Annotated in this window: 22 protein-coding genes and 1 tRNA gene; 15 read left to right on the top strand and 8 right to left on the bottom strand. The window is 68.6% G+C overall.

Translation table 11 applies throughout. The features are described 5' to 3' along the window. Positions 1 to 13: 13 nt before the first annotated feature. Entirely contained in the window at positions 14 to 844 is an 831-nt protein-coding gene (locus tag ACOCEP_RS08855) for a helix-turn-helix transcriptional regulator (protein WP_482336810.1), read from the bottom strand. A gap of 103 nt (positions 845 to 947) precedes the next feature. Between ACOCEP_RS08855 and ACOCEP_RS08850 the strand changes: the two genes are divergently transcribed. Next, positions 948 to 2,408 (top strand): MFS transporter, encoded by a 1,461-nt coding sequence (locus ACOCEP_RS08850; RefSeq protein WP_482336808.1) that lies wholly within the window; start codon positions 948 to 950, stop codon positions 2,406 to 2,408. Here ACOCEP_RS08850 and ACOCEP_RS08845 read toward each other — a convergent pair. Then, complete coding sequence (locus ACOCEP_RS08845) at positions 2,369 to 2,965, bottom strand: nitroreductase family protein (protein ID WP_482336806.1); 597 nt, start codon at positions 2,963 to 2,965, stop codon at positions 2,369 to 2,371. The genes ACOCEP_RS08850 and ACOCEP_RS08845 overlap by 40 nt on opposite strands. Before the next feature lie 228 nt (positions 2,966 to 3,193). Here ACOCEP_RS08845 and ACOCEP_RS08840 point away from each other — a divergent pair, with 228 nt between their 5' ends. The 4 genes from ACOCEP_RS08840 (at position 3,194) to ACOCEP_RS08825 (ending at position 7,270) form a co-directional block, all read left to right on the top strand. Beyond that, a complete protein-coding gene (locus ACOCEP_RS08840; RefSeq protein WP_034314653.1) occupies positions 3,194 to 4,459 on the top strand; it encodes an aspartate kinase in 1,266 nt (421 codons plus the stop codon). After that, entirely contained in the window at positions 4,459 to 5,499 is a 1,041-nt protein-coding gene (locus ACOCEP_RS08835; RefSeq protein ID WP_482336804.1) for an aspartate-semialdehyde dehydrogenase, read from the top strand. The genes ACOCEP_RS08840 and ACOCEP_RS08835 overlap by 1 nt, the downstream gene beginning before the upstream one ends. A gap of 136 nt (positions 5,500 to 5,635) precedes the next feature. Beyond that, entirely contained in the window at positions 5,636 to 6,826 is a 1,191-nt protein-coding gene (locus tag ACOCEP_RS08830) for an RtcB family protein (protein ID WP_482336802.1), read from the top strand. Between the two features lie 72 nt (positions 6,827 to 6,898). Further along, positions 6,899 to 7,270: a hypothetical protein gene (locus ACOCEP_RS08825; protein ID WP_482336801.1), complete on the top strand. Its 372-nt coding sequence runs from the start codon at positions 6,899 to 6,901 to the stop codon at positions 7,268 to 7,270. A 72-nt stretch (positions 7,271 to 7,342) separates the two neighbouring features. Here the strand turns inward: ACOCEP_RS08825 and ACOCEP_RS08820 are convergent, their stop codons facing one another. Further along, positions 7,343 to 8,485 (bottom strand): MFS transporter, encoded by a 1,143-nt coding sequence (locus tag ACOCEP_RS08820; protein ID WP_482339652.1) that lies wholly within the window; start codon positions 8,483 to 8,485, stop codon positions 7,343 to 7,345. Between the two features lie 208 nt (positions 8,486 to 8,693). Between ACOCEP_RS08820 and ACOCEP_RS08815 the strand changes: the two genes are divergently transcribed. Both ACOCEP_RS08815 and ACOCEP_RS08810 read left to right on the top strand, forming a co-directional pair. Then, on the top strand, positions 8,694 to 10,136 hold the full coding sequence (locus ACOCEP_RS08815; RefSeq protein WP_482336800.1) for a catalase: 1,443 nt from the start codon (positions 8,694 to 8,696) through the stop codon (positions 10,134 to 10,136). A gap of 432 nt (positions 10,137 to 10,568) precedes the next feature. Beyond that, on the top strand, positions 10,569 to 11,099 hold the full coding sequence (locus ACOCEP_RS08810; RefSeq protein WP_219147444.1) for a hypothetical protein: 531 nt from the start codon (positions 10,569 to 10,571) through the stop codon (positions 11,097 to 11,099). A gap of 265 nt (positions 11,100 to 11,364) precedes the next feature. Here the strand turns inward: ACOCEP_RS08810 and ACOCEP_RS08805 are convergent, their stop codons facing one another. After that, positions 11,365 to 12,411 (bottom strand): alpha/beta hydrolase, encoded by a 1,047-nt coding sequence (locus tag ACOCEP_RS08805; RefSeq protein WP_482336798.1) that lies wholly within the window; start codon positions 12,409 to 12,411, stop codon positions 11,365 to 11,367. A gap of 147 nt (positions 12,412 to 12,558) precedes the next feature. On the opposite strand from ACOCEP_RS08805, the gene ACOCEP_RS08800 reads away from it, so the two are divergent. From ACOCEP_RS08800 to ACOCEP_RS08775, 6 genes are all read left to right on the top strand, one after another. Next, entirely contained in the window at positions 12,559 to 13,134 is a 576-nt protein-coding gene (locus tag ACOCEP_RS08800; protein ID WP_482336797.1) for an NADPH-dependent FMN reductase, read from the top strand. 139 nt (positions 13,135 to 13,273) lie between these two features. Beyond that, a complete protein-coding gene (locus ACOCEP_RS08795; RefSeq protein WP_482336795.1) occupies positions 13,274 to 13,696 on the top strand; it encodes an organic hydroperoxide resistance protein in 423 nt (140 codons plus the stop codon). Between the two features lie 58 nt (positions 13,697 to 13,754). Then, positions 13,755 to 14,231, top strand: a complete 477-nt coding sequence (locus ACOCEP_RS08790; RefSeq protein ID WP_465366428.1) for a Dps family protein — start codon at positions 13,755 to 13,757, stop codon at positions 14,229 to 14,231. Positions 14,232 to 14,355: 124 nt separating this feature from the next. Continuing rightward, positions 14,356 to 15,729 (top strand): glutamate decarboxylase, encoded by a 1,374-nt coding sequence (gene gad / locus ACOCEP_RS08785; RefSeq protein WP_482336793.1) that lies wholly within the window; start codon positions 14,356 to 14,358, stop codon positions 15,727 to 15,729. Between the two features lie 62 nt (positions 15,730 to 15,791). Further along, positions 15,792 to 16,418, top strand: a complete 627-nt coding sequence (locus ACOCEP_RS08780) for a TIGR03085 family metal-binding protein (protein WP_482336791.1) — start codon at positions 15,792 to 15,794, stop codon at positions 16,416 to 16,418. A gap of 10 nt (positions 16,419 to 16,428) precedes the next feature. Then, on the top strand, positions 16,429 to 16,614 hold the full coding sequence (locus tag ACOCEP_RS08775) for a 2-hydroxymuconate tautomerase (RefSeq protein ID WP_016337898.1): 186 nt from the start codon (positions 16,429 to 16,431) through the stop codon (positions 16,612 to 16,614). Positions 16,615 to 16,627: 13 nt separating this feature from the next. On the opposite strand, the gene ACOCEP_RS08770 is transcribed toward ACOCEP_RS08775, so the two are convergent. Next, on the bottom strand, positions 16,628 to 18,472 hold the full coding sequence (locus ACOCEP_RS08770) for a S9 family peptidase (protein WP_482336788.1): 1,845 nt from the start codon (positions 18,470 to 18,472) through the stop codon (positions 16,628 to 16,630). A 39-nt stretch (positions 18,473 to 18,511) separates the two neighbouring features. Here ACOCEP_RS08770 and ACOCEP_RS08765 point away from each other — a divergent pair, with 39 nt between their 5' ends. Further along, entirely contained in the window at positions 18,512 to 19,204 is a 693-nt protein-coding gene (locus ACOCEP_RS08765) for a methyltransferase domain-containing protein (RefSeq protein ID WP_482336787.1), read from the top strand. A gap of 367 nt (positions 19,205 to 19,571) precedes the next feature. Here ACOCEP_RS08765 and ACOCEP_RS08760 read toward each other — a convergent pair. From ACOCEP_RS08760 to ACOCEP_RS08750, 3 genes are all read right to left on the bottom strand, one after another. Then, positions 19,572 to 19,645 (bottom strand) — tRNA-Pro (locus ACOCEP_RS08760). A 28-nt stretch (positions 19,646 to 19,673) separates the two neighbouring features. Further along, positions 19,674 to 20,600 (bottom strand): metallophosphoesterase, encoded by a 927-nt coding sequence (locus tag ACOCEP_RS08755; protein WP_482339650.1) that lies wholly within the window; start codon positions 20,598 to 20,600, stop codon positions 19,674 to 19,676. 426 nt (positions 20,601 to 21,026) lie between these two features. After that, a complete protein-coding gene (locus tag ACOCEP_RS08750; protein ID WP_482336786.1) occupies positions 21,027 to 23,198 on the bottom strand; it encodes a transglycosylase domain-containing protein in 2,172 nt (723 codons plus the stop codon). 350 nt (positions 23,199 to 23,548) lie between these two features. Here ACOCEP_RS08750 and ACOCEP_RS08745 point away from each other — a divergent pair, with 350 nt between their 5' ends. Beyond that, on the top strand, positions 23,549 to 23,866 hold the full coding sequence (locus tag ACOCEP_RS08745) for a WhiB family transcriptional regulator (RefSeq protein WP_005166974.1): 318 nt from the start codon (positions 23,549 to 23,551) through the stop codon (positions 23,864 to 23,866). Positions 23,867 to 23,929: the final 63 nt, after the last annotated feature.

Below are 23,929 nucleotides of genomic sequence, written 5' to 3'. Positions count from 1 at the left end.
TTCGCCCCACCGCTCAATAGCGAAGGATCTTCAGCGCGTCGGCCGATCCGGGGTCCTTCGGCGTGTAGATCTCCAGCCGGTGGTCGGGACTGTCGGGCTGGAGCCACACCTGGTAGTCGACGCTGACCGCGCCGACCGTCGGATGCCGCAGGTGCATGGCGCCGACGGTGCAGTCGGCGACGTCGCCGGTCGCCCAGAGGGTCGCGAATTCGTCGCTGCGCATCGAAAGTTCGCCGATGAGCCCGGCGAGGCGCGCGTCGGTGGGATAGCGGCCCGCGGTCAGCCGCAGATAGGCGACGTGGATCGGCGCGAGTTCGGCCCGGTTCCGGTGAAGATCGCGGGTCAGCGGGTCGAGGAAGAACATGCGCGGCAGCGAAGGCCGTCGTTCGGGATCCTTCGGCGCGTCGAAATCGAGGTGCTCGGCCATGAGCGTGTGCCCGGCGTGGTTCCACGCGAGCACGTCGCCGCGGCGGCCGAAGACGAGGGCGGGCACGGCTTCGCCGAGGTTCTCCAGCAGCGCGAGGACCCGTGGGTGCGGATCTTCCGGACCGGGGTCGGACAGCTTCGGGAGCGCGGTCTGCCGGGCGAGGTTGTGCAGATGGCCGGTCTCGACGTCGTCGAGCCGGAGCGCGCGGGCGAGCGCGTCGAGCACCTGCCGTGAAGCGGTCTCGGCGAGTCCTTGCTCCAGCCGCGTGTAGTACCCGGCGCTCACCCCGGCGAGCTGGGCGAGTTCCTCGCGGCGCAGACCGGGCACGCGGCGCGAAGTGCCGTACGTCCGCAGGCCGATCTCGGCGGGGGTCACCCGGTCACGACGGCTCTTGAGGTAAACGCCGAGGCTCTCCATGCCTCCGAGCCTAAGGAGTTCGCACGTCCTGTGGGTGTACCTGCCGGGTGTACCCATGGCACGGGGATGGCTGCTCTCCCGAAGCCGGTACAGCGTCGAAGCCATGACACGACAGCATTCCCGGGCCTGGTTCGGCCTGCTGGTGATCCTCTGCCCGGTGTTCCTGGTCTCCATGGACGGGTCGATCCTGTTCCTCGCGATGCCCAGGATCAGCCAGGCGCTGACCCCCACGGCCGATCAGGCGTTGTGGATCCTCGACGTCTACGGCTTCGCGGTCGGCTCGCTGCTGATCGCGTTCGGCAACATCGGCGACCGGTACGGACGGCTGAAACTGCTGATGATCGGCGCCGCCGTGTTCGGCGCCGGTTCGGCGGGCGCGGCGTTCGCCCCGAACCCCGAACTGCTCATCGCGTTCCGTGCCCTGATGGGGCTGGCCGGAGCGACCCTCCTGCCGTCCGCGCTCGCGGTGCTGAGCGAGCTCTTCCCCGACGCACGACTCCGGGCGCGGGCCATCGGGATCTTCGCGGCCGCGTTCGCCGCCGGGTTCGCGATCGGCCCGGTCGTCGGCGGTGTCCTGCTGGAACGGTTCCCGTGGGGCTCGGTCTTCCTGGTCAACCTGCCGGTGATCGCGGTGTTCCTGGCGCTCGCGCCGATCCTGCTGCGGGAGGTGCGGGCCACCGGGAAGGGGCGCGTCGACATGCTGAGCGTCGTGCTCTCCGCGGCCGGCCTGCTGCTCGCGATCTACGGGATCAAGCACGCGGCCGCCGACGGCCTGTCCGTCACCGCGGTCTCCGCGGCGATCGCCGGCGCCGGGCTGCTGGTGTGGTTCGCCCGGCGTCAGCGGGGCCTGGAGTACCCGCTGATCGACTTCGCCCTGTTCCGCGACCGCGTTTTCACGATCGCGATCGTCACCGGGCTGGTGCCCTTGGCGGCGTGGTCGGCCTCGGCGTACCTCTCGGGAATCTTGCTGCAGTCCGTGCTCGGCCTGCCGGTCCTGCACGCGGCGTTGCTGGCGCTGCCGGGCGCGGCCGTGCTCACGCTCACGTGCGTCGTCACGCCGGCGCTGGTCGACCGGATCGGCGCACGCGCGGCACTGATCGCCTGCCATTTCTCCATCGCCGCCGGGCTGGCGCTGCTGCTGATGACCGGTGTCACGGGCGGGGTGGGCTGGTACGTCGCTTCGACGGTGGTCGCCGGTGTCGGTTACGGCATCTCGTTCAGCGTGGTGGCGGACACGGCCGTCGCCGCGGTGCCCGCCGAGCGCGCGGGAGCGGCGGGCGCGATCGCGGAAACGAGCAACGAGATCGGCAACGCCCTGGGGATCGCGCTCATGGGCTCGCTCGCCGCGCTGGTGTTCCGCCTGGCCGGACCGGGCCTCGCGCCGACACTCGGCGAAACCCTCGATATCGCGCCCGCGAACGCTCTTGACGCGAAGGAGGCCTTCGTTTCGGGTCTGCACACCGCCGTCGCGGTGCTCAGCCTGCTGCACGTCGGGCTAGGGGCCCTCGCTCTGCGATGGCTCCCTCAGTCGGAGAAGGCGCTCGTGCCCCAGGCGTCGGCGTAGGCGAATTCGGCCAGCGGGATTCGCTCGCGTGGTGCTTTCTCGCGCTCGACGCGCCAGTCCTCTTCGAGCACGGAGGGGTCCGCGGGCGAGCCGACGGCGATCGCGACCTTGGGGACGACGTCCTCGGGGAGGCCGAAGAAGTCCTTCGCCGCTTCGGCGGAGAAGCCCGCCATCTGGTGCGCGATCAGGCCGAGCTCGACGGCCTGGAGCACGAGATTCTCGCTCGCCAGCCCCAGCCCGTACTCGGCGTACGGGACGTCGCCCTTCTCGTTCGTGGTCACCATCACGCCGATCAGCAGCAGCCCGGCGCGATGGGCCCACGCGCGGTTGCCCGAGTTGAGCGTCGAGAGGATGCGGTCGAACGATGGCGTGCCCCGCAGGCCGACCAGGTAACGGGCGGGCTGGGTGTTGCCGAACGACGGCGCCCAACGAGCCGCTTCGAGCAGGGCGCGGAGCTGGTCATCGGTGACGATCGCTGACTCGTCGTAAGCGCGTGGGCTCCAGCGATGGGCCAGGATCGACGCGATCGGGGTACTTGTCTCGGCGGGTTTGTGCACCGACGGACGATAACAAGGGGGTGCTCTCCGTCACTAAAGTGAAAGCCCTCCGACTATTTCGTTGGTGTTAAGGAAGATTTACTTCCAAGAGTCCTCGAAGTGGTGGTCAGGACCACTTACGAGGGTGGCGAGCGTGCGTCACCCCGGTAGGCTTTCGCCCAAATAAGGGACGCGGGGGCTCCTCGGTGCCCACCAGGAGCACGCCCGGCCCGTCGAGGAGGTTCGGGCGTGGCCCTCGTGGTCCAGAAGTACGGCGGTTCGTCGCTGGAAAGTGCCGACCGGATCAAACGCGTCGCGGAACGCATCGTCGCCACCAAGAAGGCGGGCAACGACGTGGTCGTCGTCTGCTCCGCCATGGGCGACACGACCGACGAGCTGCTCGACCTGGCTCAGCAGGTCAACCCGGCGCCGCCGGAACGCGAGATGGACATGCTGCTCACCGCAGGTGAGCGCATCTCCAACTCCCTGGTGGCGATGGCGATTTCGGCGCAGGGCGCGGAGGCCTGGTCGTTCACCGGCTCGCAGGCCGGTGTGGTGACGACGTCGGTGCACGGCAACGCGCGGATCATCGACGTCAGCCCCAGCCGCGTGACGGAAGCCCTCGACCAGGGCTACATCGCGCTGGTGGCCGGTTTCCAGGGCGTGTCGCAGGACACCAAGGACATCACCACCCTCGGCCGCGGGGGTTCGGACACCACCGCCGTCGCGCTGGCCGCCGCGCTGAACGCCGACGTCTGCGAGATCTATTCCGATGTGGACGGTGTGTACACCGCCGATCCCCGGGTCGTGTCCGACGCGCGCAAGCTCGACACCATCGCCTACGAGGAGATGCTGGAGCTGGCGGCGAGCGGGTCGAAGATCCTGCACCTGCGCTCGGTGGAGTACGCGCGCCGCTACGGCGTCCCGATCCGAGTCCGTTCTTCCTACAGTGACAAGCCGGGCACCACGGTGACCGGTTCAATCGAGGAGATCCCCGTGGAACAAGCGTTGATCACCGGTGTGGCGCACGACCGCTCCGAAGCCAAGATCACGGTGACCGGCGTGCCCGACACCACCGGCGCCGCCGCCCGGATCTTCCGCGTGATCGCCGACAACGAGATCGACATCGACATGGTGCTGCAGAACGTGTCCAGCACCTCGTCCGGCCGCACCGACATCACCTTCACGCTGTCGAAGGCCAACGGGGCCAAGGCCGTGCAGTCGCTGGAGAAGATCAAGGACGAGATCGGCTTCGAGTCGGTCCTCTACGACGACCACGTCGGCAAGGTGTCGCTCGTCGGCGCGGGGATGCGCTCGCACCCCGGTGTCACGGCGACGTTCTGCGAAGCGCTCGCGCAGGCGGGCGTCAACATCGAAATCATCAACACCTCGGAGATCCGGATCTCGGTGCTCATCCGGGACGCGCAGCTCGACGACGCGGTGCGCGCGATCCACGAGGCGTTCGAACTCGGCGGCGACGAAGAAGCCGTCGTCTACGCGGGGAGTGGTCGCTGATGTCCGAAGGTTTGCGGGTAGGCGTGGTCGGGGCGACCGGCCAGGTCGGCGGTGTCATGCGCCGTCTGCTGGCGGAACGGGGTTTCCCGGTCGCCGAAATGCGGTACTTCGCTTCGGCGCGGTCCGCCGGTTCGAAGCTTCCTTGGCGTGACGGGGAAATCGTCATCGAGGACGCGACGACCGCGGATCCGTCCGGTTTGGACATCGCGCTGTTCTCCGCCGGTGGCTCGACCTCCAAGGCGCAGGCGGAACGGTTCGCCGCCGCCGGTGCCACGGTGATCGACAACTCGTCGGCGTGGCGGATGGACCCGGACGTCCCGCTGATCGTCAGCGAGGTCAACCCGGAGGCGGTCAAGGAAGCGCGCAAGGGGATCATCGCGAACCCCAACTGCACCACCATGGCCGCGATGCCGGTGCTCAAGCCGCTGCACGCCGAAGCGGGCCTGGTGCGCCTGGTCGCCAGCACCTACCAGGCCGTGTCCGGCAGCGGGCTCGCCGGCGTGGAGGAGCTGGAAGGCCAGCTCGCCGCGGCGGCGGCGAACGCGGGCGCGCTGACCCACGACGGTTCGGCGGTGGACTTCCCCGAGCCGAAGAAGTACGCGCGGCCGATCGCGCACAACGTCCTCCCGCTGGCCGGGTCCATTGTGGACGATGGCGAGTTCGAGACGGACGAGGAGAAGAAGTTCCGCAACGAGAGCCGCAAGATCCTCAGCATCCCGGAGCTGCTGGTCTCGTGCACGTGTGTGCGGGTGCCGGTGTTCTCGGGGCACTCGATCTCGATCAACGCCGAGTTCTCGCAGCCGCTTTCGGTCGCCCGCGCGACCGAACTGCTGACCGGCGCCCCCGGCGTGGAGCTGTCGGACATCCCGACGCCGCTGCAGGCCGCGGGCCAGGACCCGTCGTACGTCGGGCGCCTGCGGACGGACCCGGGCGTCGACGGCGGCCGCGGTCTGGTGTTGTTCCTGTCGAACGACAACCTGCGGAAGGGCGCGGCGCTCAACGCCGTGCAGATCGCGGAACTGGTCGCCGCGAACTCCTGACATCCGCTCGCGCGTGAAGGCCCCCTTCCCTCGGCTCAGCCGAGGGAAGGGGGCCTTCACGCGCTAATTGTGTTTGTCGGAGGCCGTCGGTCAGTGCATGCTCTGTGGCGACAAACGTTTCCACGAAGGGAAAATCATGTACACGGCGGTCGAAGGCTCGCGGGTTCCGATCCGGATGTGGGCGGATCCCACATCGGTCGAGGACCAAGCCATGCGACAGCTGCACAACGTCGCCAACCTGCCGTGGGTGCACGGCGTCGCGGTCATGCCCGACGTCCACTACGGCAAGGGCGCGACCGTCGGCAGCGTGATCGCGATGCGCGACGCGGTGTCCCCGGCCGCCGTCGGCGTGGACATCGGCTGCGGGATGAGCGCGGTGCGGACCTCGCTCACCGCCGCCGACCTGCCCGACGACCTGCTGAAGCTCCGCCGCCGGATCGAATCGGCCGTCCCGGTCGGGTTCGGCCTGCACAAGACCCCGGTGAACCCGGCGAAGGTGCACGGTGTCGGTGGCTGGGACGCGTTCTGGAAGTCCTTCGGCGAGCTGCATCCCGGCGTCCAGGACCTGCACGACCGCGCGTCGCGCCAGATCGGCAGCCTCGGTGGCGGCAACCACTTCATCGAGGTCTGCCTGGATCAGGGCGGCGAAGACGAAGGCAGGGTGTGGCTGATGCTGCACTCGGGTTCGCGCAACATCGGCAAGGAACTCGCGGAACGGCACATGGCCGTCGCGCGGAAGCTGCCGCACAACGCGGACCTGCCGGATCCGGATCTCGCGGTCTTCGTCGCGGGCACGCCGGAGATGCGGGCGTACCGGCGCGACCTGTTCTGGGCGCAGGACTACGCGGCGCGCAACCGCGCCACCATGGTCGCGCTCGTGAAGCAGGCGCTGAAGGACGTCGTGCCGCAGACGACGTTCGACGACGCGATCAGCTGCCACCACAACTACGTCGCCGAAGAGACCTACGACGGCGTCGACCTTTTGGTGACCCGCAAGGGCGCGATCCGCGCGGGTTCGGGTGATCTCGGGATCATCCCGGGCAGCATGGGCACCGGTTCGTACATCGTGCGCGGTCTCGGGAACGAGTCGTCCTTCCAGTCCGCGTCGCACGGCGCGGGCCGCCGGATGTCGCGGAACAAGGCGAAGAAGCTGTACACCGCCGAGGATCTCGCGGCGCAGACCGCGGGGGTGGAATGCCGCAAGGACTCCGGTGTGGTGGACGAGATTCCGGCCGCGTACAAGGACATCGAGACGGTGATCAAGGCGCAGACGGATCTCGTCGAGGTGGTCGCGCACCTCAAGCAGGTCGTCTGCGTGAAGGGCTGAATTACCGGGCGGTTCGTGGGTGGTGGCCGGGGAACCCGACATACCACCCACGAAATCGCTAGGCTTGGTCTCATGAAGAGGTTGGGAATCGCGGCGCCCCTGGTGGCCGCCGGGCTCGCGCTGGCGGGCTGCAGCGAGGTCACGAACGCGGTCGATCAGACGAACAAGGCGGCGACGAAGGTCAGCGCCTGCGCCGAGGCCCTCAGCCTCGCCGACCTCAATCCGGACCCGGCGACGCTCAAGGAGCGCGCCGCCGACAAGGAGAAGCGCCTGCGTGAGCTGGCCGGCAGCGTCGGCGAGCAGGACGTCGCGGGTGCGCTCACCGGTATGGCCGACTCGTATCTGCAGGCGCAGAAGGAGAACATCCAGGACGCGGGCAAGGTCGCGGACTGGACCAAGCGCAACCTCGAGCAGCTGGAAGCCCTCCGGAAGGTCTGCGCCTAGCCCCATCTCGCGTTTCGTCCTCTAGTTGCGGTAGTTGCGTGTGCAACGACCGCAACTAGAGGACGAAACGCATCAGGGGGAAGTGAGCGCGGGCACCTGGGCGGGGGTCCGGGAGCGCCGCCAGAACAGGCCGACCGAAGCGATCACCAGCGCGCCCAGCGCCGAGGCCGCGAAACCCCAGCCGGGGCTGGAGTGGTCGATCACGAACCCGATGATCGGGCTCCCGATCGCCAGCCCGATCCGGCTGGCCGCGTCCAGCAGGCCCATCGCCTCCCCGCGCACACGGGCGGGCGCGGCGGCGCTGACCGTCTCCGTGCTCGCCGCGAGCGTCGGCGCGCACAGCACGTTGCTCGGGAAGAGCACGATCGCCAGCAGCCACCATGGCTCCGAGATCAACCCGACCGGCAGGGTCAGCACCGCGAGCAGCAGCATCAGCGTGCCTTGCGAAAGCGACCGCCGGACCGCGCCGTGGATCGCCCCGCCGAGGACGGACGCGACGCACATGACCGTGATCAGCAGCCCGGACCAGGCGATGTCCCCGCTCGCGCGCAGCGTCGCCAGCGCGGCGAGCTCCATGCCGACCAGGCAGAACAGCGCGCCCGCGGCGATGAACATCGCCATCACGAGCCGTCCGGTGAGCCAGCTCCGCACGGGCGGCCGCTCGCCGGTGAACACCTCGGCGTCGGCCTCGGCGCGGATCGGCGGGTTCTGCCGGTAGATCAGCGTCGCCGAAAGCGCGAAGCAGACCCCGATCCCGGTGAGCGCGTAGACCGCGGGCAGTTGCGTGATCGCCATGATCCCGGCCGACGGCCCGATCATGAACGAGGCCTCCACCAGGATCGTGTCCAGCGAGTAGGCGGCCCGCCGTTGTTCGAGCGGCACGAGCGCGGTGAGCACCAGCCGCGCGAGCGTCCCGGCGGGCACCGAGAGCACACCGGCGGGGAGCGCGACCGCGAGCAGTACCGGGTACGGCAGATGCGGCGCGCTGATCCAGAACGTCGACGAAGCCAGCCCGCAGATGGCGACCACCGGCCGGAGCCCGTAGCGGTCGACGTACCGGCCGACGAGCGGTGCCCCGAGCGCGCTGCCGAGTGTGGTGGCGGCGCCGATCAACCCGGCCGCGCCATAGCCGCGGCCGAGGTCGTTGACCACGTACAGCGTCATCGTCACGCCCATGGCCGTCATCGGGAGCCGGGCCAGGAACATCAGCAGCATCGAGCTGGGAACTCCGGGCACGGCTAACACGCGACGATACGGAGCGAGGGCCATACGTCCGATGAGAACGTAACTTGGTACGCGCGTGCAAGTTTTTTTTCGGGAGGCGCGGGTCACCCGGTCCGGGGGGTTTTCTTGACTGATTCCAGTTTAGGCGAGAGGGTGGGGAGGACTGACCGCTCACCACCACGAACCAGGAGGCACCGGCGTGACTCTGCCGACCACGAACAACGTGGGCATCCCCGTCGCGAGCGACAACGACTCCCTGACGGTAGGCGCCAACGGCCCGATCCTGCTCCAGGACCACTACCTGATCGAGAAGAACGCCCAGTTCAACCGTGAGCGGGTGCCCGAGCGCGTCGTCCACGCCAAGGGCGGCGGCGCGCACGGCTTCCTCGAAGTCACCGAGGACGTCAGTCAGTTCACGAAGGCCGCGCTGTTCCAGCCGGGCGTGCGCACCGAGAGCCTGGTCCGCTTCTCCTCGGTCGCCGGCGAGAACGGCTCGCCCGACACGTGGCGCGACCCGCGCGGCTTCGCGGTGAAGTTCTACACCTCCGAGGGCAACTACGACCTCGTCGGCAACAACACCCCGGTGTTCTTCATCCGCGACCCGATCAAGTTCCCCGACTTCATCCACTCGCAGAAGCGCCGCGCCGACAACCACCTGCGCGACCACGACATCCAGTGGGACTTCTGGACGCTGCGGCCCGAGTCCGCGCACCAGGTCACCTGGCTGATGGGCGACCGCGGCATCCCGTCGAACTGGCGGGAGATGGACGGCTTCGGCTCGCACACCTACCTGTGGGAGAACGCGGGCGGCGAGAAGTTCTGGGTCAAGTACCACTTCAAGACCGACCAGGGCATCGGCTACCTCCCGCAGGCCGACGCGGACCGCATCGCCGGCGAGGACTCCGACTACTACATCCGCGACCTGTTCAAGAACATCAAGCAGGGCAACCACCCCAGCTGGACGCTGTACGTCCAGGTGATGCCCTACGCCGAGGCCGCGGACTACCGCTTCAACCCGTTCGACCTGACCAAGGTGTGGCCGAAGGGCGACTACCCGCTGATCAAGGTCGGCCGCTGGGTGCTCGACCGCAATCCGGCGAACTACTTCGCGGAGATCGAGCAGGCCGCGTTCGAGCCGTCCAACCTGGTGCCGGGTATCGGCCCGTCGCCGGACAAGATGCTGCAGGGCCGCCTGTTCGCGTACCCGGACGCCCACCGCTACCGGATCGGCGCGAACTACACCCAGCTGCCGGTCAACGCGCCGAAGTCCCCGGTGAACAGCTACTCGCGTGACGGCGCGATGCGCTACAACAACCCGGGAGACCCGGTGTACGCGCCGAACTCCTACGGCGGCCCGCACGCGAGCGCGGAGATCGCCTCCGAGACCGCTTCGGGCTACGGCGTCGAGGACGAGGTCATCCGGTCGGCGTACAAGCTCCACGCCGAGGACGACGACTTCGGCCAGCCGGGCACGCTCGTCCGCGACGTGATGGACGACGCGCAGCGCGAGCGGCTCGCAAGCAACATCATCGGCCACGCCTCGAACGACGTCTCGCGCCCGGTGCTCGAGCGGGTCTTCGAGTACTGGCGCAACGTCGACAAGGACCTCGGCGACAAGGTCGCGGACGCTTTCCGCGAGTAAAGGACCTCTTTCAGAGGCTGTTCCCACCACAGAACGCCCCCGGTGCGCGCACCGGGGGCGTTCGCATGTCCCCACTCGCATGTGAAACCAGAAGAGGGCGTGGCGTACGTGGGGGACACCCCGAGTGGAGCAGCGCGACACGCCTGTCCGACGGAGTGATGAAGCCAAACGATCACCGTTTACACCGCTGTGGGTGAACGAGCCGCTCCACGGTGGAGATCGGTCACGGGTGGTCATAAAACGGCGGGAAAAGGATGATCTTCAGGGGGAGGCGCAAGATTTCGCCGTTAATCAATTGCGGGGGTCTTCCGCTGGATTGAATCCGGCACGTAAGGGTTAGAAAAGTGTTCCAACCGGTGATCGGGTGGTGTTCGGCCGATACGGCGGGTATCGATTTACCTCGTCAGGTCCCAGAGGCCAGGAGGTAAGGGAATGAAAGGCAACATTGCCCGGACGATTGCCGCGGTCGCCGCAGGCAGTCTGTTGGCGGTGGCCTCGGCCGGCGCCGCGACCGCCAGTACCGATGGTGGAAAAGGCTCGTCGAACACGCAGGCGCTCGCCGCGCAGGTGCTGCAGATGCGGGACGGCCTCACCAAGGTGGCCTACGCCGGCGACGTCGCCAAGACGCGGGCGGACTTAGACAAGCTCAGCCCCGTCCTCGGTGACATCGCCGCGGGCAAGCGCTACCAGATCCAGACCGAAACGCAGAAGCTCGGCGACCTGGCCCAGGGCCGCTCCGTCGAGTCCAGCAGGCTGCTGGCCGACCCGACGGCGAAGGCGCGTCAGCTGCCGCCGTTGCCGGTGCCGATCCCCTCGCTCCCGGACCTTCCCGGACCGCTGAAGATCGTCAGCGACCTGGTGAAAGCCCTGCTCACGGCCGTGACCGGCATTCTCGCGGGCCTGCTCGGCGGACTCCCTGTCCCGCCGCTGCCGGTCCCGCCCGTACCGCTTCCCACGCCCTGATATCGCCGCGCGCTGACGGAAACCTTTCGCAGGGCGCGGGAGCGAGGCCCGCTCACGCAGGCAGGTAGGGGCGCCCTACAAAAGGTTTCCGTGGCCTCCGGCCAAAAGAGGCGCGCGGGTGAAGTCTCTCTTCGCGCTGACGCGCTTCCGAGAGACAGGCATGGGTCGCTAGAGAGCCGTCAGGTTCCGCCGTGCAGGGCGGCGGGCCACGATATGGGGGCCGGAGCCCGGGTGGGGACATTCCTCCTCACCCGGGCTCTGGCTTTCACTTCGGCGCGAGCCCCAGCCGCAGGGCTCCCGCGGCTTCGGCCGTCGCCTCGCGGAACCGTCGTCCGACGCCGAGGAAGTTGATGTACCCGTGGATCAGGTCCGGCTGGCGGCTGAGCGCCACCGGGACCCCGGCCTTCCGCAATTTCTCCGCGTAAGCCTCGCCCTCGTCGCGCAGCGGATCGAAACCGGCCGTCGCGATATACGCGGGCGGCAATCCGGAAACGTCACCGTGCAGCGGTGACAGTTTCGGGTTGTACAGATCGGTGCCCTTCGGCACGTAATGTCCTTCGAACCAGGTCATATCCGAATCGGTGAGGAACAGGTCCTCCGCGAACAATTCCCGGGAGCGGCGGCGCACGGTGAAATCGGTCGCCGGGTAGAACAGCAGCTGGAACGCCGGTACCCCGCCGCCGCGTTTCACCGCCTGCTGCGCCGTCACCGCGGCGAGGTTCCCGCCCGCGCTGTCACCGCCGACGGCGATACGCGCCGGGTCGGCGCCCAGGTCCCGCGCTTTCGCGAAGGCGTACTCGAACGCCGCGAGCGCGTCTTCGGTGGCGCCAGGGAAGCGCGTCTCCGGGGCGAGCCGGTATTCCACCGAAAGAACCCGCACGCCCGCCTGTTTCGCGAGGTAGCGGACGGTGTTGTCGTGGGAGACGCGGCTGCCGACCACCCAGCCGCCGCCGTGGAAGAACACCAGCAGCCCGGACGGATCCGGCAGCCCGGCCGGGGTGTAGAGCGTGGCCGGCACGTCGCCGTCACCCGTGGGGATGAGCAGTTCCCTGGTGGCGACCGGTTCGATCGTCGGCCCGCTGACCAGATGCCTGCTCGCCAGGAGCATGCTGCGCGACTCTTCGACGGTTCCCCGCACCAGCGACGCCTTCGCCAGCTTCTGGAGGCGGAGCAGGAGCTGGGCGTCCAGCGCGAGTTCCTGCCCGTCCAGGCGGAGGGGCGGTCCCGCGATGGCCCGTCTGACCGGCTTCGGGAGCCAGAACGCCAGCTGCGAGAACGCGGCCTCGGCACGGATCTGGAGCGGTATCGCCATGCTTCCTCCTGAGGGCTTCCCGTCAGGTTACTTTCGAGTAGGTAAGCCGTCCAGCGGGGAACGCGGGCTTGCGGCGAACGGGTGTGACGCAGCCCTCCGTTCCAGATCCTGGTCCTCCACTTAAGTAGAGGGGTTAGCCTCGAAAGCGTGACTTCGACGAACGCGGTGCATGTCCTCGGTATCGGCGGCTCCCTCCGGGAGGGCTCGCAATCCGAGCGCGCGCTGCGCATCGCGCTCGGCGCCGCGGCCGAAGCCGGAGTCACCACGGAGCTGATCTCCGGGCCCGAACTGGTGCTGCCGTTCTACGACACCGCGCCGGCGGAGCGGCACGAGCGGGCCATCCGGCTCGTCGAAGCGATCCGCCGCGCCGACGGGATCGTCGTGGTCTCGCCCGGCTACCACGGCGCGTTGTCCGGCCTGGTCAAGAACGCCCTGGACTACGTCGAGGAGCTGCGCGACGACACCCGCCCGTATCTCGACGGCCGAGCGGTCGGTCTCGCCGCCGTCGCTTACGGCTGGCAGGCCGCGGTCACCACGCTGGAGCAGTTGCGCACGATCACGCACGCTCTGCGCGGCTGGGCCACCCCTTTGGGTGGTTCGATCAACACCGCGGAGACCAAGTTCGACGAAGCGGGCGGCGCCTCGGACGAGAAGAGCGTCCGCACGCTCCGCCTGATCGGCACCCAGGTCGCCGAGTTCGCGCTGAGTCGCGCCGGTCACTAAGCGGTTTGTTCCGGTCGTCGTCCGGGTAATTCCCGGACGTGATGCCTGCCATGGGGTGGCAAGGTTTCGCGGTTGCGGGACGTTGACACCGACGAGACGCTCAACGGGGCGTGTCTTGAGACCAGGAGGTAGGCGAAGAATGGCTGAGGCTCTGTACACCGCGGTGGCCACCGCTCGCGGCGACGGCCGCAACGGCGAGGTCACGTCCTCGGACGGCGTCATCGACGAGTCGCTGGCGATCCCGAAGGAGATGGGCGGGCCCGGCGGGGACAAGACGAACCCCGAGCAGCTCTTCGCCGCCGGCTATTCCGCCTGTTTCCACTCCGCGCTGCAGCTCGTCGCGCGCCAGGCGAAGGTGACGCTGGACGGTTCCACCGTGACCGCCGAGGTCAGCGTGCTCAAGCAGGGCGCGGGCTTCGGTCTCGCCGTGGCACTCAAGGTTTCGCTGCCCGGCCTGGAGCAGGCGCAGGCCGATCAGCTCGTCGAGCAGGCGCACCAGGTGTGCCTCTACTCGAACGCGACCCGCGGCAACATCGAGGTCGCCCTGTCCGCGACGGTCTGATCCCGGCCGCGGCAGGTCCCTTCCCGAACCGACTGATTTCTGAAAGGAAGACCCGAAAATGGGCAAGTCTCCGATCCAGAGTCCGTTGAGCGAAGCCGACAAGGAGATCACCGGTAACGCCTTGCAGGCCACGCTGGTCGATCTGGTGGACCTGTCGCTGATCGCGAAGCAGGCCCACTGGAACGTCGTCGGCGCGAACTTCCGCAGCGTGCACCTCCAGCTCGACGAGCTGGTCGACACCGCGCGCCAGTACGTCGACGAGGTCGCCGAGCGCGCCAACGCCATCGGTGTCTCGCCGAACGGCCAGGCGAAGGCCGTCGTGGAGAGCTCCGGCCTGCCGGACTACCCCGACAACTGGCAGTCCGTCGAGTCCACGGTCGGCGCGATCGTCGGCATCCTCGCGGCGCTGATCGAGCGGCTGCGCAAGCGCATCGACGAGACCGACAAGAGCGACCTGGTCACCCAGGACCTGCTCATCGCGATCACCCAGGAGCTCGAAAAGGCGCACTGGATGTGGCAGGCGCAGCAGGCCTGACCCCCTCCGGTCCCGAATGCCATGAACGGGCCGTTCCTTGCAAATTTCGCAAGGAACGGCCCGTTCATTGCACGCCCCGGGCGATCGAGGTGCCACCGGCAGCGCGCCGGGCTACGTTCGGTCCATGGTGCTGCACAAGGGAACCGCTCCCGATCCGGAGCGCAAGACCGGAGCCAACCCGCTGTACGCCGGCGCGTATCCCGCGCTCGCCGCGAACATCCGCCTCCCGCACGACAGCCTCGCCGAAGACCCGCTCCCACCCGGCACCGCGCTCCAGCTGGTGCGCGACGAGCTGATGCTCGACGGGAACGCCCGGCTCAATCTCGCCACGTTCGTCACCACGTGGATGGAGCCCGAGGCCCGCGAGCTGATGGCCGAATGCGTCGACAAGAACATGATCGACAAGGACGAGTACCCGCAGACCGCGGAACTCGAGCGGCGGTGCGTGAACATCCTCGCCGATCTGTGGCACGCGCCCGATCCCACCGCGATCATGGGCTGCTCCACCACCGGTTCGTCGGAAGCCTGCATGCTCGCCGGGATGGCGCTGAAACGCCGCTGGTCGAAACTGGGCCGCACCGGGAAGCCGAATCTGGTGATGGGCGCGAACGTCCAGGTCTGCTGGGAGAAGTTCTGCGAGTACTGGGAGGTCGAGCCACGGCTGGTGCCGATGGACGGCGACCGGTTCCATCTCACCGCGGCCGAGGCGGTCGCCCGCTGCGACGAGAACACGATCGGCGTCGTCGCGATCCTCGGCTCCACCTTCGACGGCAGCTACGAGCCGGTCGCCGAGATCGCGGAGGCGCTCGACGGCTTGCAGGAACGCTCCGGCTGGGACATCCCCGTGCACGTCGACGGCGCTTCGGGCGCGATGATCGCGCCGTTCCTCGACCCGGAGCTGAGCTGGGACTTCCGCCTGCCGCGGGTGGCGTCGATCAACACCTCCGGGCACAAGTACGGGCTCGTCTACCCCGGCGTCGGCTGGGTGCTGTGGCGCGACAAGGAGGCGCTGCCGGAGGAGCTCGTCTTCACCGTCAACTACCTCGGTGGCGACATGCCGACTTTCGCGCTGAACTTCTCCCGCCCCGGCGCCGAGGTGGCCGCGCAGTACTACACGTTCGTCCGGCTCGGCCGCGAAGGTTTCCGTGCGGTGCAACAGGCTTCGCGGGACGTCGCGACCCAGCTGGCGGACGGGATCGCCGAACTCGGCCCGTTCGAACTGCTGACCCGCGGTGATCAGCTGCCCGTGTTCGCCTTCACGACGAAGGCGGACGTCGAGAGCTTCGACGTCTTCGACGTGTCACGGCGGCTTCGGGAACGCGGCTGGCTCGTCCCGGCGTACACGTTCCCCGAGAACCGGACCGATCTCGCGGTGCTGAGGATCGTGGTGCGCAACGGTTTCACGCACGACCTCGCCGATCTGCTGCTCGCCGATCTCCGCCGCCTGCTGCCCGAGCTCGATCACGGCCCGCGACCGCGGACCGCGTTCCATCACTGAGCCGGGTGCCCTGCGTCACGCCGGATTTCCCCGCGCCCTACCGGCGCGTAACGTCGTGGGGTATGGGAGTCGCCGGAGACGAACGTCGTGCGTTGAGCGAGCTTTTCGAAGAGGTCGGCCCGGACGCGCCGACCCTGTGCGCGGGCTGGAAGACGCGGGATCTCGCGGCCCATCTGCTGGTCCGCGAGCGGCGGCCCGACGCGGCGCCCGGCATCCTGGTCCCGGCGCTGGCGTCGTACACGCAGCGCGTGCAGGACTCCTATGCCGCGAGGCCGTGGTCCGAGGTCGTCGGCAAGGTCCGGTCCGGCCCCGCGTGGTTCTGGCCGACGTCGATCGGCGCGGTCGACGAGCTGGCGAACAGCGCGGAGTTCCTGATCCACCACGAGGACGTCCGCCGGGGACAGCTCGGCTGGGAGCCGCGCCCGGCGGACTCGGCGCGGGACGCGGCGGCGTGGAAGTCTGCCAAGCAGGCCTCGAAGCTGAACCTGCGGAAATCACCGGTCGGCGTGATCCTGAAGACCCCCGAAGGCCGCGAGGCGCGGGTGAAGGAAGGCCCGGACACGGTCACCGTGATCGGCGCGCCGATCGAGCTGCTGCTGTTCGTTTTCGGCCGCGACGCCGCCCGTCTCACCTTCGAGGGTGACGCGTACGCGGTGGACAGGCTCCGGAAGCACGACCGCGGCCTTTAGAGTTCCGGCCATGCCGATGATCAGTGTTTCGATGTTCCCCGGCCGCACGGCCGAACAGAAGCAGGCCCTCGTCCGCGAGGTGACCGACGCCTTCGTCCGCACCTGCGGCGGCAACCCCGAGGGCGTCTGGGTGACCATCAACGAGATTCCCGCCGAACACTGGGCGTCCGGCGGGACTCTCTTCTCCGAGCGCTGACCCCTCGCCGGGGTCAGCGAAGCCCGACCGCCCGCTGCGCGAAGAACACCTCGATCGCGGTCTGCTTGATCGTCTCGGCGATCACCAGCGAGCCGTGGCCCGCGTCGAACCGGTAGAACTCGAACGGGAGCTCCCGCTTCGCGAGCCTGTCGAGATAGTTCTCGACCTGCCGGATCGGGCAGCGCGGGTCGTTGTCCCCGGCGAGCACCAGCACCGGCGCCGTCACGGCTTCGACGTAGGTGATCGGCGAGCATTCCCGGTACACCGCCGGCACCGTCTCCGGCGAACCGCCGAACAGTGCCCTGTCGAACGAGCGGAGCTGCTCCATCTCGTCCTCGTACGCGGCGACGTAGTCCGCGACAGGCACTCCGGCGATCCCCGCCGCCCAACGCGCAGGCTGGGTGCCCAGTGCCAGCAGGCTCAGGTACCCGCCCCACGAAGCGCCGTTCACCACGCACTTCTCCGGGTCCGACAGTCCACTTTGGACGGCCCAGTCGTGGACGGCGGCGACGTCTTCGAGCTCGGTGAGGCCGGGGCGGCCTTCGATGGCGTCACGCCACGCCGAGCCGTACCCGGTCGAACCGCGGTAGTTGACCTCGACGACGGCGAATCCCGCGTCGAGCCAGACGGCACGGTACGCGGAGAAGCGGTCCTCGTCGGCCGCGTGCGGCCCGCCGTGCAAGGAGAAGACCGTGGGGAGCGGGCCTTCCGGCGCGCCGGGCGGGCGGGAGACGAGCGCGTGGATCCGCCCGCCGATGCCGTCGACGAACGCGTCGGTGACCGGTGCCGATCCCGGGGCGCGCTCGCCCGGCGGTTCGAGGAGTACCGAGTCGTCGCCGTCCGCCGTCCGCGCGCGTACGGCCGTCGGTTGCGCGGCGCTGGACCACGAGTACTCGACGGTACCGTCGGGCCGCACTCCCGCGCCCCCGATCCGGCCGGGCGGAGTGTCCAAAGAGGACAATTCGCCGCTGGCGAGGTCGTAGCGGTGCAGCGAACTGCGGCCTTGGTGGAAGTGGACGACCAGCAGCGCCCGCGCGTCCTGGTACCAGCCGGCGACCACCTCGCCGGGCAGATCCAGCTCGATCTCCAGCTCGGTGTCCGCGGCGGTGTCCCAGATCAGCAGTTCTTCGCGTCCGCGCCGTTCGTGCAGCACCAGCAACCGCTGGTCACCCTCGACCGGGGAGAACTCCAGCGCGCCGAGGCCCTTGCCCTCGCCGTCCCACTTGTCGGCGACCGTCGTGAAGCCGCCGGTCGACAGGACGCGCAGCGCGGGGTGTCGTGAATCACCGTGCTCGGAGTGGGAGATCACGAGCAGCGACTCGTCGCGGGACAGCGAGGCGATCCCGGCGTCGTCCTCGTGCTGGTAGAAGGATGTCGTTTCTCCGTCGATATGGGCGAAAAGTTCGGTTCCATCGTCGGTCGAGACGCCGACGGCGACCACCTTCGTCCCGATCTCGAGCCCGGCGGGGTAGCCGTCGTGGACGTCCGGCACCGCGCGCTCCGCGGCGGCTCCCGGCGCGAACGGTTCGCGGACCCAGGAGCCGAATTCGTCGCCGTCGGTGTCGTTGAACCACCAGATCCAGCGGCCGTCGGGGGACGGGGTCGCGTGCAGGGTGCCGTTCGGCCGGTCGGTGACGCGGCGGTGCTCGCCGGTCGACCGGTCCCAGGAGTAGACCTCCCAGACGCCGCTGGCGTTGGAGACGTAGACGTTGGCGTCGGGGGCGTCGATGGCCCATTCGGGCACCGAGATGCGCGGCGCGTGGAAGCGGGCCCGCCACCTGCTCTCGGCTTCGGCGTCGTCGAACAGGCGGTCCGGGACCGCCGCGGACGGATATTCAGTGCCTGGCTGCGTGCTCACCCCTCGATCCTGCCACTGGAGAGCCGTACTGTGTGCGGGGTGCTGGAGGGAAACGCGCCGCGCGCCGCGGTGTCCGCGCGGTTCGCGCGTCAGGCGGTCGAGCGGGCCGTGTTCGCGCAACCGCTGTTCGGGCCGGGGATGGGGTGCGTCGACGTCGGCTGCGGGCCGGGTTCGATCACCCTCGGTATCGGCGACGGGCACAGAAAGTCCACAGTGGACTTCTTGGTGGCGGAGGCGTGCGCGCTGCCGTTCGGCGAGGCGTCGGTGGACGTGGTCTTCGCGCATGCCGTCTTCGAACACCTGAGGGAACCCGGCGCCGCGCTCGCGGAACTCCGCCGCGTCCTCAGACCGGGCGGCACGCTGGCACTGTCCACATCGGACTGGAGCCGGGCTCGGCTGCGGCCGAAGACGGCGAACGTCGACGCGGCCCTGCGCGGTCACTATCTGCTGTGCCGCCGCGCGGGCGGTGACCCGTTCGCCGGACGCTCGCTGCCCGCCGCGGTCACGGCCGCCGGTTTCACCGACGTGCGAACGAAAATCCGCTACCGGACGGATATGACGTACCGGGCGCTGGCGACCTCCGTCGAGGCGCGTCTGGTGACGGCGCTGGAAACCGCGACGACCCCGGACCGCGACCAGCTCGCTTCGGCGGCCCGCTCGGCGTGGTCGTGGGCGCGCTCGGGGGATGGGGATTTCGCGCAGTGCTGGACCGAGCTGCTCGCCACTCGCTGAGCGCTCCTTTCGGCGTCCCCAATGTGGCATTGGGGACACTCAACGCTCGTTGTCCACAGGCGTTCATCGTTGTGGATAACCACTGCCGCCGGCGGCCCTTTCGCCCAGTCCCGACGCCCCTCGGCGATACGCTGGAGCCGGGGTCGCCCCCCTGGGAGTGGCGGGGGCTGCGCGGGGGTCCTGTGTTGGGGAGCGCGTCGGCGGGGGCCTGTCCTGAAGGGGGCCTTTGGGACGTTGAGTGTCCTGAAGGTGGCCTTCACGACACGTTTCCCATGTCACACGGGGACATCCGGCGTCAGTCGTGCGGAAGCCCGCAACGCGAAAGAGCCTTGCTCGCGAAAGCGAGCAAGGCTCTTTCGATCCAACGTCGGGGTGGCGGGATTCGAACCCACGACCTCCTCGACCCGAACGAGGCACGCTACCAAGCTGCGCCACACCCCGGATACTTCTTAGCGGGTCGAGGAGAAGTTTAGCGGACGGTGTTTCGGGCTTTGCGGGGGGCTGCTTTCCGGTGGTTCTCGCTGGTCGTGCCCCGTGGGACGAGGGTCAGCAGGCTCGCCTCGGGCGGGCACGCGAAGCGGGCCGGGGCGTACGGAGAGGTGCCCAGACCGGCGGAGACGTGCAGCCACATCTGGGCGCCCCAGCGGGACGCGCCGCGGGCCCGGGTGCGGTCCAGTTCGCAGTTCGTGACGAGCGCGCCGTATCCGGGAACCCGGAGCTGCCCGCCGTGCGTGTGGCCCGCGAGGACGAGGTCGTAGCCGTCGCCGGCGAACTCGTCGAGCACGCGGGGCTCCGGCGAGTGCGTGACGCCGATGCGGACGGCGGCCGCGGTGTCCACCGGGCCGGCGATGTCGGCGTAGCGGTCGCGGCGGAGGTGCGCGTCGTCGACGCCGGCGGTGAACACGTACTGGTCGGCGACCTCGATGGTGCGGCGGACGTGGGTGAGGTCGTGCCAGCCGTGCTCGACGAAGGCCGCGCGGAGGTCGCGCCACGGCAGGTGCTCGCCATGGATGCGCTTCTTCTTGCCCTTCGGCATGAGATAGCGCGCGGGGTTCTTCGGTTTCGGCGCGTAGTAGTCGTTGCTGCCGAAGATGAACACGCCGGGCCGTTCGAGCAGGGGGCCGAGCGCGCGAAGCACGGACGGGACGGCCTGATGATGTGACAGGTTGTCACCGGTGTTGACGACGAGGTCCGGTTCGAGCTCGTCGAGCGCCGCTACCCAGCGTTGTTTGCTCACGTGCCCGGGCAGCATGTGCAGATCGGAGATGTGGAGGATCGTGAAGGGCTTCGCCCCTGCCGCGAGGACCGGGAGCTCCGCGGTGCGAAGCGTCCACCGGCGCCTTTCGATTCCGACCGCGTAACCGAGGGTCGCGGCTCCCAGGGCGGCGGTTCCCACGGCCAAGCGCCGTACCGTCGCCCCCGAAGTGGCTTTGTTACTGAGCGTGCTCACAATGTCCAGTTTACGTGCTCTCCGGTGGTGATCGTTCGCCCCCATTCCGGCGATGCCGGGAAATCGCTGGAATGGCCTCTTTTCTTCACTTTCCGTGGTCGGCGCGGAGTGTCGCGATCAACCGACATGGTCCCGTCGACCGCTGTTCCCCGTTAGGCCGCCAGTCGCTCACTTAAAGTTAGATGCTCGTGACGCATCGTGATTTGCGCTGGTGAATGCGGCTTTCAGCGCTGATCGTATTTCGGTGGCGAGCCCGTGGCTCCGGCAAGCCGGTGCCACAGTATGCCGAGGAGGCGGCAAAGCGCGATGGCGGCGCCGGGACCGAAGATCACCGACCCTTCGCTTCGACTGTCAGCGCAGGTCAGGCGGATATCAGCGTCCGCCGCCCAGGTACTTCGGGTCCGGAGCAGGCAACGGCAGCGGTTCCTGGCCTTCGAGGATCTTCGACATCGCCCCGAACCAGGTCTGCGCCGGCGTCTTCCCGCCGAACATGTTCGGGTTGCAGCCTCCGGTGCGTACGTTGCCGGGCCCGAAGTAGCAGAGGCCGCCGTTTCCGCCCTTCGGACGGAACACCATCGCCGCGCCCGCGAGCTGCGGGGTGGCTCCCAGGTAGGTTCCCGAGCCGTTGTTCTGCGTGGTCCCGGTCTTGCCCATCACCGGCCGGTTCCAGCCGGCTCCGCCCGCGGCGACGGCCGACGTGCCACCGGGCGCGCTGTCCCGGCTCAAGCCGACCGCGAGAGTGTTGGCGAGACCTTCGGGCACCACCTGCTCGCAAGCGGCTTCCTTGACGGGCACCGGTTTTCCGTCCCGGTCGGTGACGCCGGCCAGCGGGGTCGGCGGGCACCAGACGCCGCCGCTCATGATCGTGGCGCCGACGTTCGCCAGCTCCAGACCGCTCAGCGGGGCCGGGCCGAGCGTGAACGACGCGTTTCCGGCCCAGCCGGGCCGCGGCCCGAAAGCCTGCTGCTGGCTGGTGTTGGCGCCGGGGTTGTCGGACTTCGGATCCACGGCGCCGCCGCCGAGGTTGCTGGCCATGGTGTCGCGCATGCCGAGCTTGCGCGCCATCTCCACGATCGGCCCCGTGCTCCCGACCTTCTCTTCGAGGGCCACGAACGCGGTGTTCGGCGAGGTCGCCAGCGCCTGCTGCAACGACATCGTGCCGCCCGCCGGGTTGTAGTCGCCCGCGTTCCCGAGGCAGTACCAGCGAGAGCGCAACGGTGGCCCGGTCGGGGCGCACTTGGGGCCACCACCGGCGAACACACGAGACGTGTAGAAGTCGGTCACCGGCAAGGGAGAGTTGATCCCCGCCACACCGGCTTCCAAGGCCGCGGCGGCGGTGAAGACCTTGTACGCCGACCCGGCGCCACCGGTGTTGTAGACGCCGGAAGGCAACGCGAACGTCGTCTGTCCCTGGTCCTCATGGAGCCCGTAGTCACGGTTCGCCGCCAGCGCGACGACCTCGTGCCGCTGTTTGCCCGGCTTCACCAGGGAAAGCGTGTTCGCGACGTTGTCCTGCGTCTTCTTGACCTGGGCCTCGGCCGACATCTTGGCCTCGTGGTTCGCCCGTTCGTCCAAAGTGGTCTTGATCCGGTAGCCGCCGGTGTAGAGGTCGTCCTTCGTCATCCCGGACTTGAGGAGATAGTCCTCGACGTACTGGCAGAAGAAACCGTTCTCCGTACCGGCGCCGACGCAGTTCGAGGCGGGCTTCTGCGGGCCGCCTTCGACGACGCCGAGCGGCTCGGCCTTGAACCGTTCCGCGTCCACCTTCGCGAGCTTCTGGTTGTCGACCATGCGGTCCAGCACCAGGTTTCGCCGTTCGGTCGCCTTCGCCGGGCTCTTCCAGGGGTCGTTGACGGCCGGGTTGTTCACCAGGCCGGCCAGCAAGGCCGCCTGCGGCACCGTGAGCTTCTCGACGGGCGTGTTGAAGTACGCGTTCGCGGCCGCGCCGACGCCGTAGATCTCACGCGAGAACTCGACGACGTTCAGGTAGCCGGTCAGGATCTGCATCTTGTTCAGCTTGGTTTCCAGCTGGATCGCGATCCGGGCTTCCTTCAGTTTCCGGGCGACCGACTGCTCCTGTGCGCGCTTCTGGCCCGGCTTGTCGTCCCGGTAGACGACGTTGATCAAGTAGTTCTTGACGTACTGCTGGGTCAGCGTCGACGCGCCCTGCGTGTCCCCGCCGGTGCTGTTGCTGACCGCCGCGCGCAGCGTGCCCTTCCAGTCCACCCCGTTGTGCTCGTAGAAGCGCTTGTCCTCGACCGAGATCAGCGCCCACTTCATGGCGTCGTTGATCTGCGTCTCGGTGGTCGGGATGCGGTACTGCTTGTACAGCGTCGCGATCTGCTTGCCGGTGTTGTCCGTGATCGTCGTCACCAACGGCGGCGGGATGTCCGCCAGATCCGAAGATGTCTTGTCGACGGTCTCGCTCGCCTGGTTCGACAGCACCCCCGCGGCACCCGCCACCGGGAACAACATCCCCGCGACCAGCACCCCCGCGAGCACACAAAGGCCAATGAGCTTCAGCAGACCGTCCGTTTTGCGCACGCGGACCAGGGTACGCGGATGCCGTTAGCCCACCGTGACGTCACCTAGCTGAAAGTGTGGATTCGGTTACGAAATCGACCCCATGAGGTGACGGTCGGTAGTCGGAGGCATTCTAGGGCTTGGCGGAGGGAACCGAGGGCCCTTACAGTCCGTCAACGTCTCACGTATGAAAAAGCCGACAGACGGGTGAGTGCGAGCGGCAGTCGCATTCGGCCGAACGGAGGCACCGGCACCGGGGAGGTGTCGGCTCAACCGACGTGAGCACACAGGGAGACACGCTCATGGGGGCAGGAGCGCAGGCTTTTCGTCCCCCCGTGGTGTGTCGAACACCAGGGTAGGGAGCTGGGGGTATGGAAACCAACCAGTCGAGCTGGCGAGTCAATGCGTCGTGCCGCGACACCGATCCGGACGGTTTGTTCGTCCGGGGGGCGGAACAGAACCGGGCCAAGGCGGTCTGCCTCGGTTGCCCGGTCAGGACGGAGTGCCTCGCCGAAGCGCTCGATGGCCGGATCAACTTCGGCATCTGGGGAGGTATGACCGAACGGGAACGGCGGGCGCTGCTGCGGCGGCGGCCGGACGTTTCCAGCTGGGCGGACCTGCTTGAAGCGGCGAAGCGCAGTTTCACCGGGATCGACGAAGAGGAAGACGTACGCGTCCGAGTCTCGTGATCATGGTTTCGTGAAAAGGCCCCTTCCCTGAGTCCAAGGTAGGGAAGGGGTCCTTCACGGAAA

The organism is Amycolatopsis sp. CA-211722, assembly GCF_056828465.1.
Note: the sequence above shows the minus strand (reverse complement) of the source record. Positions and strands in the feature narration are given on the sequence as shown.

What these genes read in the sequence shown, in the direction of transcription:
- ACOCEP_RS08790 (WP_465366428.1), top strand. Translation starts at nt 13,755, where the DNA reads ATGGGCAAGTCTCCGATCCAGAGTCCGTTGAGCGAAGCCGACAAGGAG.
- gad (WP_482336793.1), top strand. Translation starts at nt 14,356, where the DNA reads ATGGTGCTGCACAAGGGAACCGCTCCCGATCCGGAGCGCAAGACCGGA.
- ACOCEP_RS08810 (WP_219147444.1), top strand. Translation starts at nt 10,569, where the DNA reads ATGAAAGGCAACATTGCCCGGACGATTGCCGCGGTCGCCGCAGGCAGT.
- ACOCEP_RS08835 (WP_482336804.1), top strand. Translation starts at nt 4,459, where the DNA reads ATGTCCGAAGGTTTGCGGGTAGGCGTGGTCGGGGCGACCGGCCAGGTC.
- ACOCEP_RS08775 (WP_016337898.1), top strand. Translation starts at nt 16,429, where the DNA reads ATGCCGATGATCAGTGTTTCGATGTTCCCCGGCCGCACGGCCGAACAG.
- ACOCEP_RS08850 (WP_482336808.1), top strand. Translation starts at nt 948, where the DNA reads ATGACACGACAGCATTCCCGGGCCTGGTTCGGCCTGCTGGTGATCCTC.
- ACOCEP_RS08795 (WP_482336795.1), top strand. Translation starts at nt 13,274, where the DNA reads ATGGCTGAGGCTCTGTACACCGCGGTGGCCACCGCTCGCGGCGACGGC.
- ACOCEP_RS08745 (WP_005166974.1), top strand. Translation starts at nt 23,549, where the DNA reads ATGGAAACCAACCAGTCGAGCTGGCGAGTCAATGCGTCGTGCCGCGAC.
- ACOCEP_RS08825 (WP_482336801.1), top strand. Translation starts at nt 6,899, where the DNA reads ATGAAGAGGTTGGGAATCGCGGCGCCCCTGGTGGCCGCCGGGCTCGCG.
- ACOCEP_RS08830 (WP_482336802.1), top strand. Translation starts at nt 5,636, where the DNA reads ATGTACACGGCGGTCGAAGGCTCGCGGGTTCCGATCCGGATGTGGGCG.
- ACOCEP_RS08780 (WP_482336791.1), top strand. Translation starts at nt 15,792, where the DNA reads ATGGGAGTCGCCGGAGACGAACGTCGTGCGTTGAGCGAGCTTTTCGAA.
- ACOCEP_RS08855 (WP_482336810.1), bottom strand. Translation starts at nt 844, where the DNA reads ATGGAGAGCCTCGGCGTTTACCTCAAGAGCCGTCGTGACCGGGTGACC.
- ACOCEP_RS08820 (WP_482339652.1), bottom strand. Translation starts at nt 8,485, where the DNA reads ATGCTGCTGATGTTCCTGGCCCGGCTCCCGATGACGGCCATGGGCGTG.
- ACOCEP_RS08805 (WP_482336798.1), bottom strand. Translation starts at nt 12,411, where the DNA reads ATGGCGATACCGCTCCAGATCCGTGCCGAGGCCGCGTTCTCGCAGCTG.